Annotated in this window: 2 protein-coding genes; both read left to right on the top strand. The window is 63.9% G+C overall.

Annotation, left to right across the window (positions count from 1 at the left end; translation table 11 throughout):
- The first annotated feature begins 8 nt into the window (after positions 1–8).
- Positions 9–3,107: a non-ribosomal peptide synthetase gene (locus B723_RS27310; RefSeq protein WP_017337592.1), complete on the top strand. Its 3,099-nt coding sequence runs from the start codon at positions 9–11 to the stop codon at positions 3,105–3,107.
- The gene (locus B723_RS27305; protein ID WP_017337593.1) at positions 3,104–14,911 is read left to right on the top strand and encodes an amino acid adenylation domain-containing protein; all 11,808 of its coding nucleotides are present in this window, start codon (positions 3,104–3,106) and stop codon (positions 14,909–14,911) included. The genes B723_RS27310 and B723_RS27305 overlap by 4 nt, the downstream gene beginning before the upstream one ends.
- Positions 14,912–14,942: the final 31 nt, after the last annotated feature.

The following is a 14,942-nucleotide window of genomic DNA, read 5'->3' as shown; positions in this document are numbered from 1 at the left end:
CACTCGACATGAACACCACCGCCCTCGAACCTTCGGTAGACGTTTTCCAGACTTCGGCCCAGCAAGCCTTCTATTTGCGCGCTCAGGAGCTGGGCGGACAGAGCTTGTTCGCCGCCCTGACCGTTCCGGTCGCCCAGGCTGTGGAGGCGCAGGCCTTGCGCCTTGCACTGGACGAACTGGGTCAGCGCCATGAAACCCTGCGCACGGTCTATCGCCGATTGCCGGGCATGAAGTGGCCTGTGCAAAGCCTGTGCGATGAGCTGCCGGTGACGTTGTCGGGCAGCGTGTCTTCGGTGGCCGAAGCCCTGCGCCGCGGCCGTGAAACCCTGGCTGACGATCCGGCTCGAGTGTTGGTGGTGACGCCCGTACAAACCGCAGAAGGTCAGCATTTCGTCACACTGCTGGCGCCGGCCAGCAGTCTTGATGAAGTATCGCTGCGGGTGCTGTCGGCGGAGCTGGCGAGCCTGTTGCGCGGCGAAACACTGGCCGACAATCAGGAAGATCTGCAGTACCTGGATTACACCGCATGGCAGGAAGAACTGCGCGAAGAAGACATCGGCCATCAAGGCGCCGCTTTCTGGCGCAACCTGCAACAGCAGTTCGCGCTGGCCCATCATCTGCCGTTTGAAAAAACTGTTGAAGTGACGCTGGCTCGCCATCAGGCCACGCTCGACGACGCGGCATGGCTGGCCGATGTGCAGCGCGTGGCCGCCGCTCAGGGTGTCGAAGCGCAGCGCGTGGCGTTGTTGCTGTGGAGTGCGTTCGTGGCGCGCATCGGCAACCAGGAAAAGTTGCTGATGGGCTGGGAAGTGGCGGGGCGCAACGAGCAGACCGAAGCGACCCTGGGACGTTTCGCCCGTCGTCTGCCGGTGGCCTTCTACAACCGCCGCGACGAGACCCTGGCGCAAGCGCTGGCCTCGTTTGCGGCCAGCGTCGAGCAATCGCTGTCCTGGCTCGACTGCCTCAACGAGTTCGAGCTGAGCGCCGAAGGCACGGCGCCACTGCGTTATGGCCTGGTGTTTCAGGCCGATGCGAACACGAACATCGAAGTGGACGACGCCAACCCGGAAGTCCTGCGCCTGCGGGTTCAGGGTGAGAAATTGCAGCTGTCGTGCCTGGCCGGCGCGGTGCCTGAGTCGATGCTCGCCGCCTGGCTGGAGCAGTTTGTCGAATTCAGCCGCCAGTTGCTGACTTCGCCGGAGCTGACGCTGGGCCAGGCCACTCAGGTCAACGCGGTGCAAATGACCCGTTTGATCGAGGACTTCAACCCGCTGTCCGCCGAGCAGGCATTGCCGTGCCGCTACCTGCAAGACCTGTTCACCGAACAGGCACGCCTGCATCCGCAGCGTATCGCTGTGAGCGTCAATGGCCAGCGTCTGACGTATGCCGAGCTGGATGCACGCTCCAACCAGGTGGCCAATACCTTGCGCGCCCAAGGTGTGGCGCCGGACGAAATCGTTGCGGTCTACGGTCAGCGTTCGCTGGAAATCGTCATTGCATTGCTCGGCACGCTCAAGGCCGGCGCCGCTTACCTGCCGCTCGATCCGAACTACCCGATCGAGCGTCTGGCGTTCATGTTGCAGGACGCCGCTGCGCGTCAGGTGCTGGCCTGCCAGCCGCTGCCGGAAGCGTTGCACAGCGAGCGGATGATTTCGCTGATGCCGCTGGCCGAGGTCTGGTCCGCGTCACAAGAGCAGCCATGTCCGCTGGGCGACAGCGCCCATCTGGCCTACGTCATTTACACCTCCGGTTCCACCGGCAAACCCAAGGGCGTGATGATCAGTCACGCCAACGCGGTGGCCTCGACCCTCGCACGCAGCGCGTTCTATCGTCAGCCGTTGCGCGCCTTCCTGATGCTCTCATCGTTCTCGTTCGACAGCTCCGTGGCCGGGGTTTTCTGGGCGTTGGGGCAGGGCGCGACCCTGTGCCTGCCGGACGAAGACAGCTACAAGGATCCGGCGCTGCTGGCGGCGCTGATCCAGCGTGAAGAAGTTTCCCATTACCTGACTTTGCCGTCCTACCACGCGCAGATTCTGGAGCACCTCGACAGCCATGCCCTGGCCTGTGTGATCGTCGCCGGCGAAGCGTGCAGCAATGCCTTGGTCGCACGCCATCGCGAGGCCTTGCCGCAGGTGGCGCTGGTCAACGAATACGGCCCGACGGAAGGCACGGTCTGGTGTTCGGCGTGGGAACTGCCGCTGGGTCAGGATGACGACACCATCCCGATTGGCCAGCCGATTCCGGGCATGCGCATTCACGTGCTCGGCCCGGACCTGATGCCGGTGGCCGTGGGCGTCGAAGGCGAACTGTACGTCGGCGGCGCCGGCATCGCCCGCGGCTACCTCAAGCGCGCCACATTGACGGCCGAACGCTTCATCCCCGATCTGTTTGCGAAGCAGGCCGGCCAACGCCTGTACCGCACCGGCGACCTCGCACGCTACCGCGCCGATGGTGTGTTGGAGTATTTGGGGCGGGTCGATCATCAAGTGAAAATCCGCGGTTTCCGCATCGAGCTGGGCGAGATCGAATCCGCCATGCGCAGTGCCCCCGGCATCGAAGACGCCGCGGTCATCGCCCGTGAAACGCCGACCGGCCCGCAACTGCTGGGCTTCGTGATTTCCCCGGCCGACACCGCCGACATCCGCCTCAACGAATTGCGTAGCCATCTCGGCGAAGCACTGCCCGAGCATATGCAGCCCGTTCGCTTGCAGGTGCTGGAACGCTTCCCGCTGATGCCCAACGGCAAACTCAATCGCCAGGCCTTACTCGACCTCGACGTACGCCGCAGTGCCTTCGTAGCCCCGCGCACCGACCTGGAAAAAGTCCTGGCGGCGATCTGGGCCGAAGCGCTGCACGTGGAGCGGGTCGGCGTGCACGACAGCTTCTTCGAGCTGGGCGGCCACTCGCTGCTGGCCACGCGGATTCGCGCGCGGATTCAGGAAGAACTGAACCTGGCGATCCCGCTGAAGCTGTTCTTCGAGGGCGACACGCTGGAGCGCCTGGCGGCGGAAATCGAGCGGTTCCGTCAGCACAGTGAACACAAAGAAAACGATGTAGACGCGCTGGAAGCGTTGTTCGACGAAGTGGATGAGGAACACACGCGATGAGTGCTGCACCGGACAGAATGATGACCCTGGCCCAGCGTTTCTGCGGCTTGAGCCTGGAGGCGCGGCGTGCCTTGCAAGAAAAGATGCACGCCCAGGGCCTGACCCTGGAACTGCTGCCGATCCCGCCCAGGGACCCGGCGGTGGACACGTTACCGGCGTCGTACGCGCAGCAGCGCTTGTGGTTTCTGTGGCAGATGCAGCCGCAGGCGACCGCGTACAACCTGACCGGTGCCTTTCGCCTGAACGGTGAGCTGAACCGTGCAGCGCTGGCACAAACCCTCGCCGCGCTGGTGCAGCGCCACGAAGTGTTGCGCACCACCTTCGTCTTCGACGAGCAGCAGGTGCTGCAAAAAATCCATCCGCAGATGGACGCACCGCTGGTCGAGGCCAACGCCGCTGACGAAACCGAACTGCAACGTCAGGTCGGTCTCAACGCCGAGCAGCCGTTCGACTTGCAGCACGGTCCGTTGATGCGCTGCCGGTTGATCCGCCTCGACGCGCAGCAGCATGTGCTGGTGCTGACGTTCCATCACATCGTCACTGACGGCGGTTCGCTGCCAATCCTGTTGCAGGAATTCACTCAACGCTATGCGCAACTGAGCGCGGGGCAGTCGCCGCAACTGCCGGAGCAGGGGATTCAATACGCCGATTTCGCCCGTTGGCAGCGCCTGTGGCTGGAGGCCGGCGAAGCCGAACGTCAGCTGGCGTACTGGCGTGAACAACTGGGCCGTGAGCATCCGCCGCTGAACCTGCCGGCGGACCGTCGTCGCCCGGCGATCCCGAGCCAGCAGGGCGCGAGCGTCGAACTGGAGGTGCCGGCCGAGCTAGCGATCAACCTGAAGGATCTCGCTCGTCGCGAAGGCTGCACGCTGTTCATGGTGCTGATGGCTTCGTTGCAAACCCTGTTGCATCGCTACAGCGGTGAACAGGACATTCGCGTCGGCGTGCCGATTGCCAACCGTACCCGTCAGGACGTGGAGAACCTGCTGGGCTTTTTCGTCAACACCCAAGTGCTGCGTACCCAGCCCCATGCCGATCAGCCATTCCTGCAATTGCTGGCCGAGGTCAAAACCGCGGCACTGGGTGCGCAGGCGCATCAGGATCTGCCTTTCGAGCAACTGGTCGACGGGCTCGATGTCGAACGCAGCCTGAGTCACACGCCGCTGTTCCAGGTGATGTTCAACCACCAGCGCGATGCCGGTGGCCAGCAGCGCTGGGACTTGCCGGGCCTGAGCGTCGAACCGCTGATCTGGGATGAAAAGACCACCAAGTTCGACCTGATGCTCGACACCGTGGAGAGCGACGACGGCATCCGCGCCTCGTTTGTCTATGCCACCGAATTGTTCGACGCCGCGACCATCGAGCGTCTGGGGCGGCATTGGCTGAACCTGTTGCAAGCGATTTGCGCCGACGGCTCGGTCGCGTTGGCCGACCTGCGCATGCTCGCCCCAACCGAACAACAAGCGACTTTGCTGGACTGGAACCGCAGCGCCCCGGCAAACGCGGCCGGCCAATCGCACACGCTGTGCGCGCATCAACTGATCGAAGCCCAAGCTGCCGCGCATCCCCACACCGTCGCGGTGACCTGCGACGGCGTGACCCTCAGCTACGCGCAACTGAACCAACAGGCCAACCGCATCGCCCAGCGTCTGCGCGAACGCGGTGTTGGTCCGGACGTGTTGGTGGGGATCGCGCTGGAGCGCTCGCTGGAGATGATCGTCAGCGTGCTGGCGATCCTCAAGGCGGGTGGCGCTTATGTGCCGCTGGACCCGGAATACCCGCAGGACCGTCTGGCCTACATGTTGGCCGACAGCGGCACGCGCCTGTTGCTGACTGACTCCGCGTTGTTGCCGCGACTGCCGTTGTCCGAAGGCATCGAGGTGATTTGCCTGGATCACGCCAATGACTGGTTCAACGAAGTATCTGCCGAAAACCTGCCGAACCTGACCCTCCCGGAAAACCTCGCGTACGTCATCTACACCTCCGGCTCCACCGGTAAACCCAAGGGCACGCTGCTGCCCCACAGCAACCTGACCCGCCTGTTCAGCGCCACCGAACACGGGTTCGGTTTCAACGCGGACGATGTCTGGAGCCTGTTCCATTCCTATGCCTTCGACTTCTCCGTGTGGGAAATCTTTGGCGCGCTGTTCTACGGCGGCAAGCTGGTGGTGGTGCCGCACGCCATCAGCCGATCCCCGGAAGATTTCGCCCGCCTGCTGTGCGATGAACAGGTTACGGTGCTCAACCAGACACCGTCGGCGTTCCGCCAGCTGATGCCATTTGCCTGCGCCAATGCCCAGGGCATGGCCCTGCGTTACGTGGTGTTTGGCGGCGAGGCACTGGACGTCGCGAGCCTGCGTCCGTGGTACGACGTGTTCGACGACCGAAAGACGTTGCTGATCAACATGTACGGCATCACCGAAACCACCGTGCACGTGACGTACCGGCCGTTGTCCCGCGCCGACCTTGACGGCGTCAACAGTTCGCCGTTGGGCGAGCCGATTGCCGACCTGCGCTGGTACGTGCTCGATCCGCGCCTGAACCCGGTGGCCAAGGGTTGCGTCGGTGAGCTCTACGTCGGCGGTGCCGGCCTGGCGCGGGGTTATCACCAGCGCGCCGATTTGACCGCCACGCGGTTTGTCCCGGACCTGTTTGCCAGCGAGGCGGGGGCGCGCCTGTATCGCACCGGCGATCTGGCGCGCTATTGCACCGACGGCAGCATCGAGTACGCCGGACGCATCGACCATCAAGTGAAGATTCGTGGCTTCCGCATCGAACTGGGAGAAATCCAGGACCGCCTGCAAAGCCATCCGGCCATCGAGCAAGCGCTGGTGCTAGCGCCCGAGATCAATGGCAGCCAGCAATTGGTCGCGTGGTTTACCGTCACCCAGGACGTCGCCGATTTGCGCCAGGCGTTGCGCGAGCACTTGCAAGCGGGCCTGCCGGATTACATGGTGCCGGCGCATTTGCTCAAGCTCGATCACTGGCCGCTGACCAGCAACGGCAAGCTTGATCGCAACGCGTTGCCCAAGCCTGACGCCACGCTGGCGCAGCAGGTTTACACGGCGCCAGCGGACGAGATGCAAACCGCGTTGGCGGCGATCTGGCAAGACGTGCTCAAGCTTGAACGCGTGGGCATCGACGACAATTTCTTCGAACTGGGTGGCGACTCGATCATCTCGATTCAGGTGGTCAGTCGTGCGCGTCAGGCCGGGATCCGCATCACCCCGCGTGATCTGTTTCAACACCAGACCGTGGAAAGTCTGGCGAAGGTCGCCCAGCGCAGCGCCGGTTTGGTCATCGACCAGGGCCCGGTGCGCGGCGATGTGCTGCTGACACCGATCCAGCACTGGTTTTTCGAGCAGACCATCGAAACCCGGGACCACTGGAACCAGTCGGTGCTGCTGGAGCTTCGCGAGCCTCTGGACAGCGCCTGCCTGCAACAGGCATTGACCGCGCTGCTGGAGCATCACGACGCGTTGCGCCTGCGTTTGCATCAGGTGGATGGCGTGTGGCAGCAGGCCCAGGCCGAGCACTGGAACAGCGCCGAACTGTTGTGGCAGCGGCAGGCCACGAACGCCGATGAGCTGCTTGATCACTGCAACGCCGCACAAGCCAGCCTGAGTTTGCACGACGGCCCACTGTTGCGCGCCTTGCTGGTGGACATGGCCGCGGACGGTCAACGCTTGCTGTTGGTGGTGCATCACCTGGCGGTGGACGGCGTGTCCTGGCGTCTGCTACTCGAAGATTTGCAAACAGCCTACGACCAGGCGCGTCAGGCGCAACCCCTGCGCCTGCCGGCCAAATCCAGCGCCTATCAGGCCTGGGCGGCGCGTTTGCAAACCCATGCGCAAAGTCCCGAGCTGGCGCGCCAAGCGGCTTACTGGCAGCGCCAATACCACGACGTGGTGGTGGACCTGCCCGCCGATAATCCACAGGGCAGCCTGGCCAGCCTACATGCCGTGAGCGTGGAAACCGTGCTCGACAGCACTTTCACTCGCCAACTGCTGCAAGACGCTCCGGCGGCGTATCGCACGCAGGTCAACGACCTGTTGCTGACGGCGTTGTCGCGGGTCCTGGGGGCCTGGACTGGCCAGCCATCAACCCTGGTCAAACTGGAAGGCCACGGCCGCGAAGACCTGTTCGACGACATCGACCTGACCCGCACCGTGGGCTGGTTCACCTCGATCTTCCCGGTCAAGTTGACCCCGGCCGGCGATCTGGCCGGGAGCATCAAGGCGGTCAAGGAACAGCTGCGCGCGGTGCCGGACAAAGGCATCGGTTTTGGCATCCTGCGCTATCTGGCTCAGGCCGGTCTTGAGGCGTTGCCGCAGCCGCAAATCACCTTCAACTACATGGGCCAGTTCGATGCCAGCTTCGATGAGCAGGCACCGTGGCGTCCGGCCCGGGAACACGGTGGCGCCGAGCAAGGTGCTTCCGCCTCGCTGGACCGTGGCCTGAGCATCAACGGTCAGGTCTACGCGGGGCAACTGCGCCTGAGCTGGACCTTCAGCCGCGAAGTCTTCGCCGAGCACACCGTGCAGCGTCTGGCCGAGGCCTATGCCGCCGAGCTGCAACAGCTGATCGAACACTGTCTCAGCGGTGCCGGCGGCCTGACGCCGAGTGATGTGCCGCTGGTCAGTGTCGATCAGGCACAGCTCGATGCACTGCCGCTGGCGACGCGTGAAATCGAAAACATCTTCCCGCTGTCGCCGATGCAGGAAGGCATGCTGTTCCACAGTCTGTTCGCCCCGGATGCCGACGCTTACATTCCGCAAATGCGCGTGGATGTGCAGGGCATTGAGGTCGAGGCGTTCCGCAGCGCCTGGCAGCAGACGCTGGAAAACCATGAAGTGCTGCGCGCCGCGTTCTTCAGCGAGAGCAATGGCTCGCGACCGCTGCAAGTGATTCTGGCCCACGCCACGTTGCCGTTGACCGTGCTCGACTGGCGCAGTGAAGCGGATCAGAGGCAGGCCCTGGAACGTCTGGCCGAAGACGATCGCCTGCGCGGTTTCGACCTGACGGCGGCACCTTTGCTGCGCCTGACCCTGGTGCAGACCGCGAACGACACCCATCACCTGATCTTCACCAACCACCACATTCTGCTGGATGGCTGGAGCACCTCGCAGTTGTTCGGCGAAGTGCTGCAGCGTTATTCCGGTGTGATGCCAGTGGCGAGTGGCGGTCGTTATCGCGATTACATGACGTGGCTGGGCGGGCGTGATCGCGCCGCGTGCGAAGCGTTCTGGCTGGAGCAGTTGCAAGCGTTCAACGAACCGACGCGATTGGCCGGCGCGATGCCGGGACCGGTCGCAGGGCAGGGGGACGGTCATCGCACCGTTCACCTGAGCCTGGACCGGGCAGCCACCGGGCGCCTGAGCGGGTTTGCCCGGCAGGCCCGCGTCACGCCGAACACCTTGCTGCAAGCGGCGTGGCTATTGCTGTTGCAGCGCTACACCGGCCAGCGCACGGTGGCGTTCGGCGCCACGGTGTCGGGGCGTCCGAGCGAGTTGCAGGGCATCGAGCAGCAAGTCGGTCTGTTCATCAACACCTTGCCGGTGATCGCCACGCCGCACCCCGAGCGCACGGTCAGCCAATGGGTGGACGAGGTGCAGGCGCTCAACCTCAAATTGCGCGATGTCGAATACACGCCGCTGGCGGATGTGCAGCGCTGGGCCGGGCATTCCGGCGAGGCGCTGTTCGACACGCTGCTGGTGTTCGAAAACTACCCGGTCGCCGAGGCGCTGGAGGGCGGAAATCCGAGTGCGCTGAAGTTCTCGGGTATCAGCCATCACGATCAGACCAGTTTCCCGTTGGCCATCGCCGCCGAGCTGGGCGAGTGCCTGGACCTGCGCTTCAATTACGACACCACACTGTTTACCGCCGAGGCCATCGACGGCCTGAGCACTCGTCTGGTGGCGTTGCTCGATGCGATGGTTCGTGAGCCGCAACAAGCCCTGGGCCGTCTGAGCCTGCTCGACGCCACGCAGACCGAGCAGCAAGTGCAAGGCTTCAACGACACCGCCGTGACCTGGCCCGACGTACGCCCGGTCAACCAGTGCTTCGAGGCCCAGGTGCTGAAAACTCCGGACGCTGCGGCGTTGGTGTTCGCCGGTCAGACCCTGACGTATGGCGAACTCAACCAACAGGCCAACCGCCTCGCGCACTACCTGCGTGCCCAAGGCGTCGGCGTCGAAGTGCTGGTGGGGATTGCCGCTGAGCGTTCGCTGGAACTGGTGATCGGTTTGCTGGCGATCATGAAGGCCGGCGGTGCCTATGTGCCGCTGGACCCGGATTATCCGCGCGAGCGCCTGGAGCACATGTTCGAAGACAGCGGCGTGCGCGTGCTGTTGACCCAGCGTCATCTGCTGGCGCAATTGCCGATTCCGGCCGGCACCATGGCAATCTGCCTGGACGACAGTGCCCAACTGGTCGAAGGCTTGAGCGACGAAAACCTGCCGTGCGTGGTCGAGTTGCAATCGCTGGCGTACATGATTTACACCTCCGGCTCCACCGGCAAACCCAAGGGCGCGGCCAACCGTCACGATGCGTTGTACAACCGCATCGAGTGGATGCAGGGCGCGTACCCGCTGGACGGACGCGACACCGTGCTGCAAAAGACGCCGTTCAGTTTTGACGTGTCGGTGTGGGAGTTCTTCTGGCCGCTGATGGTCGGTGCACGCCTTGCAGTCGCCGAACCCGGCGCCCATCGCGACCCGGCGCAACTGGTGCGTCTGATCGAGCAGTATCAGGTCAGCACCCTGCATTTCGTGCCGTCGATGTTGCAGGCATTTGTCCAGGGCGAAGGCTTCGAACGTTGCGCCAGCCTGCGGCAGATCCTGTGCAGCGGTGAAGCGCTGTCGGCGGATTTGCAGAACAGCCTGTTCCGCGTGCTGCCCGGCGTCGGTTTGTACAACCTGTACGGGCCGACTGAAGCCGCCATCGACGTGACTCACTGGACGTGTGTCGATGACGGTTCGATCAGCGTGCCGATCGGTTACCCGATCGCCAACCTGGTGACCTACATCCTCGACGACAGCCTGCAACCGCAAGTGCCGGGTTGTGTCGGTGAACTGTATTTGGGCGGTATCGGCCTGGCGCGGGGTTACCACCGTCGTCCGGACTTGACGGCCGAGCGTTTCGTCGCCAGCCCGTTCGGCGGAAAGGGCGAGCGCCTGTACCGCACCGGCGACCTGGCGCGTTATCGCGAGGACGGCGTGATCGAGTACGTCGGCCGCATCGACCATCAAGTGAAGATCCGCGGCTTGCGCATCGAACTGGGCGAAATCGAAGCCTGCCTGCTGGAACATCCACAGGTGCGCGAGGCGGTGGTGATCGCGCTGGATGTGGGTAAATCCAAACAGCTGGTGGCTTACGTGGTGGGCCAGTCGTTGGTGCTCGATACGTTGAAGCAGCACCTGCGCAACGCGTTGCCCGAGCACATGCAACCGAGTCATCTGCTGATGCTTGAGCAATTGCCGGTGACGCCGAACGGCAAGCTTGATCGCCGCGCCTTGCCGCAACCCGATCAGCAGGTGCGCGAATACGTCGCGCCGCGCAATGCCGTGGAGGCGACGCTGCAGGACGTGTGGCAGGCGTTGTTCGAAGTGCCGGTCGGCATTCAGGACAACTTCTTCGAACTGGGCGGCGATTCCATCGTATCGATCCAGGCGGTCAGCCGTGCACGCAAGGCCGGCCTGAGCATTTCGCCGAAACACGTGTTCAGCCACCCGACCATCGCTGAACTGGCGACGGTTGCCCAGGCTGTCGACGCCGTTGAAGCGGCGCTGGTGGTGGTTGCTCCAGCGCTGAAACTCGAACTGAGCCAAGCGCAATATCAGGCGCTGGAATTGACGGCAGACGAAGTGGACGACGTTTATCCCCTGTCGCCGATGCAGCAGGGCATGCTGTTCCACTCGGTGCAGGACGGTGATTCGGAGCTGTACGTCAACCAGATCGAAGTGGGCGTGCGTGGCGTTGACGGTCCGCGCTTCCGCGAAGCCTGGGCCGACGCCGCGCAGCGCCACGCGATCCTGCGTACCGCGTTCCTCTGGGAGGGCGACAAGGAGCCGCTGCAAGTGGTGCTGCGCCAGGCGCCGGCGCTGCTGACCGAGCTGGACTGGCGCGGTGTGGATAACCAGGTCGAACGTATGCGCCAATTGGCCAGCGATGAACGTGAACGTGGCTTCTCGCTGAACCGTGCGCCGTTGTTGCGTTTGCTGCTGGTACGCCTGGAAGACGACCGCTATCGGCTGATCTGGACCTACCATCACATCCTCATGGATGGCTGGAGCGTATCGCGCCTGATCGGTGAAGTGCTGCGGCATTACAGCGGCGACGCGCAGGAACCGGTGGCCGCGTATCGCGACTACATCGACTGGCTCGGCCAACAAGTGGCCGAGGCCAGCGAGGCGTTCTGGAAAGGCAAACTCACCGCGCTCGAAGGCGCCACGCACCTGGCCCGCGCATTGCCGGTGAAGGCGCCGCAAGCGGGTTATCACGCGATCTATACGCACCTGAATGCGCAGCAGACCTCGCGGTTGCAGGCGTTTGCCCAGCAGCAGCAAGTGACGCTCAACACCCTGGTGCAAGGCGCGTGGCTGCTGCTGTTGCAGCGCTACACCGGTCAACGCACGGTGACGTTCGGCGCCACGGTGTCGGGTCGCCCGGAAACCCTCAACGGTTCGGAGAACATGTTGGGGCTGTTCATCAACACCTTGCCGGTGGTCAACAGCGTGCCGACCGATGCGAGCGTCGGTGACTGGCTGCGCGAAATCCAGGCCTACAACCTCGACATCCGTGACTTCCAGCAAACCCCGCTCAGCGATATTCAACGCTGGGCCGGGCAGGGCGGGCAGTCGCTGTTCGACAGCATCATCGTCTTCGAAAACCAGCCGGTGGACCGCACGTTGCGTGAGTGGAACGGCGATTCGCTGCGCTTCGAAGACGTCTCCGACTTCGGCCTGACCAGCTTCGCCATGGACTTGATGGTCAGCCTCGATGAAGGGCTGCGCATCGAGTACATGCACCCGCGCGATCAGTTCGACCTGGCCACCGTGGAGGTTTTGCGCAGTCACATGGAAAGCCTGATGCAGCGTCTGTGCGACAACGCCGAGCGCGCAGTGGGCGAGTTGGGCTTGCTGACGCTGGACGAAGGCCGGCAACTGGACGGCGAACTGCCGACGCTGGCCGACGACCACGAACGGCCGGTGCACGAACTGATCCGCGAGCGGGCGCGCCTGCAACCGGAGCACACCGCATTGGTGCTCAGCTACGCCGACCACGACGCTGAACGCTTGAGTTATGCCGAGCTGGATCGTCGTTCCGACGCACTCGCGGTGCACCTGCTGGAGCAGGGCGTGCAGGCCGAAGACGTGATCGGCGTGTTCATGGAACGCTCGCTGGAATTGGTGGTGTCGCTGTTGGCGGTGATGAAGTGCGGCGCCGCTTACGTGCCGCTGGACCCGCAATACCCGCAGGAACGCCTGCGCTACATGATGGCCGACAGTGACATGCGTTTACTGCTGACCCAGGAGCGTTTGCGTGACACCGCGCAACTCAATCCGGGCACGCCGATGGTCGCCGTGGATCGCTTGAACCTCGACGTCGAAGTGTCGGCACCGCCTAGCAACGTCCACGCCGAGCAACTGGCCTACCTGATTTACACCTCGGGCTCCACCGGGAAACCGAAAAGCGTCGCCGTGGCCCACGGGCCGTTGAGCATGCACGTGCAGGCGATTGCCGAACTGTACGAAATGGACCCGGACAATCGCGAACTGCATTTCATGTCGTTCGCCTTCGACGGCGCCCATGAACGCTGGATCACCGCGCTGATCAGCGGCTCGACCCTGGTGGTCCGTGACAACACGCTGTGGACCGCCGAGCAGACCCTGGCGGTGTTGCACCGTCAACGCATCAGCGTCGCCTGCTTCCCGCCGGCGTACCTGTTGCAACTGGCCGAACACGCCGAGTTGCAGGGCGGTGATCCGCCGCCGGTGCGAATCTACTGCTTCGGTGGCGATGCGGTGCCGGACGCCACGTTCGAGCGGGTCAAGCACAGGCTCAAACCGCAATTCCTGGTAAACGGCTACGGCCCGACGGAAACCGTGGTCACGCCGTTGCTGTGGAAAATCGCTGCCGACGGCCACTGCGAGGCGATGTATGCACCGATTGGTCGCCGCGTCGGCACCCGCAGCCTGCACGTGCTGGACATGGACCTCAACCCATTGCCGGCGGGCATGGTCGGCGAGTTGTACATCGGCGGTCGTGGCGTTGCGCGTGGCTACCACCGTCACCCGTGGCAAACCGCCGAGCGTTTCGTCGCCGACCCGTTCAGTCGCGACGGTGGTCGCCTGTATCGCACCGGTGACCTGGTGCGCCGCCGCGAGGATGGCGTGTTCGATTACGTGGGGCGCATCGACCATCAGGTCAAAGTGCGCGGCTTCCGTATCGAACTGGGTGAAATCGAAGCCCGTCTGCGCGAGCAGGTCGGGGTCAATGACGCACTGGTGGTGGTGCGTGACAGCGGCCTGGGTCCGCAACTGGTGGGTTATGTGGTTGCGGCCGAAGACGACGGTCTGGGCCTGCGCTGCCAGGCAGCCTTGCGTGAAAGCCTGCCGGATTACATGGTGCCGACGCAGATCGTGGTGTTGCCGCGCTTCCCGCTGACACCCAACGGCAAACTCGACCGCAAGGCATTGCCCGATCCGACCTTCGAAGGCCGCGACTACGTGGCCCCGCGCACGCCGCTGGAATGGGCGCTGGCCGAAATTTGGCAGCAAGTGCTCGGCGTCGACAAAGTCGGCATCACTGACAATTTCTTTGAGTTGGGCGGCGATTCGCTGCGCACCCTCAAGGTGATCTCGAAGGTGCGGGCGCTGAATGAGCCGGGCTTCCAGCTGAAACTGCGCGACATGATGGCCAAGCCGACCATCGCCGGGTTGTCCGGTGTCGATGAGCAAACGGTCAAACAGAGCCCTGAACCGCTGTTGCTGTTGAACCAGCCTGTGGAAGGTTTGCCGGCGCTGTTCTGCCTGCACGCCGGTTTCGGCACGGTGTTCGACTACGAGCCTTTGGCCCGTCGACTCGAAGGCCAGCGCACGGTGTACGGCGTGCAATGCCGCATGCTGCTCGACCGCCAGTGGCACGACACCTCGCTGCATCAGATGGCCGCGGACTACGTCGGAGCAATCCGCCGCAAACAGGCACAAGGCCCGTATCACTTGCTGGGCTGGTCGTTGGGCGGGGCGCTGGCGTTGCTGGTCGGCAACTTGCTTGAGCAGCAGGGCCAGCGGGTGGCGTTCGTCGGTCTGGTGGACAGTTTTGTGCCGACCCAGGCCAACGCCGTCGCCAGTGTCGATGAGTGGCGCGCGGACCTGAGCGAGTTCCTCGGCGCAACCTTGAACATGGACAGTGATGTCGTAGCCCGGGCATTGAGTGTCGAAACTGCGGGTGATCAGGACGCGGTTGCGCGGATTATTCGCACCGTGATCGACACCGAGGGCGAGCAGGCCAGCGGCTACGCGTTGCTCGGTGCCGATGAGCTGGCGCAGACGTTCATGGTCAGCGCCCGCTTGAAGGCGTTGTCACGGCAGGTCGAGAGCTTGCCGCTGCCGCACGCCGAACTGTGCTGCTGGTGGGCCGATGGCAACCCGACCGCCGAACAGGCGACGCTGGAACGTCAGCAACCGCGGCTGCGCAAGGTGCAAACCGTCACCGCCAGCCACTTCGATATCCTGCAACGGGAGGAATGCCTGAGCGCCGTGGTCGCGGTACTTGATCGGGAGGTGGTGTCACAGCCGTAACGCTCAAGAAAAATATCGAGGCATGCAAAAA

Source organism: Pseudomonas fluorescens NCIMB 11764 (genome assembly GCF_000293885.2).
In the GTDB taxonomy this organism is placed as follows: Bacteria; Pseudomonadota; Gammaproteobacteria; order Pseudomonadales; family Pseudomonadaceae; genus Aquipseudomonas; species Aquipseudomonas fluorescens_B.
The sequence above is the reverse complement of the archived record's forward strand: the minus strand, read 5'-3'. Positions and strand labels throughout refer to the sequence as shown.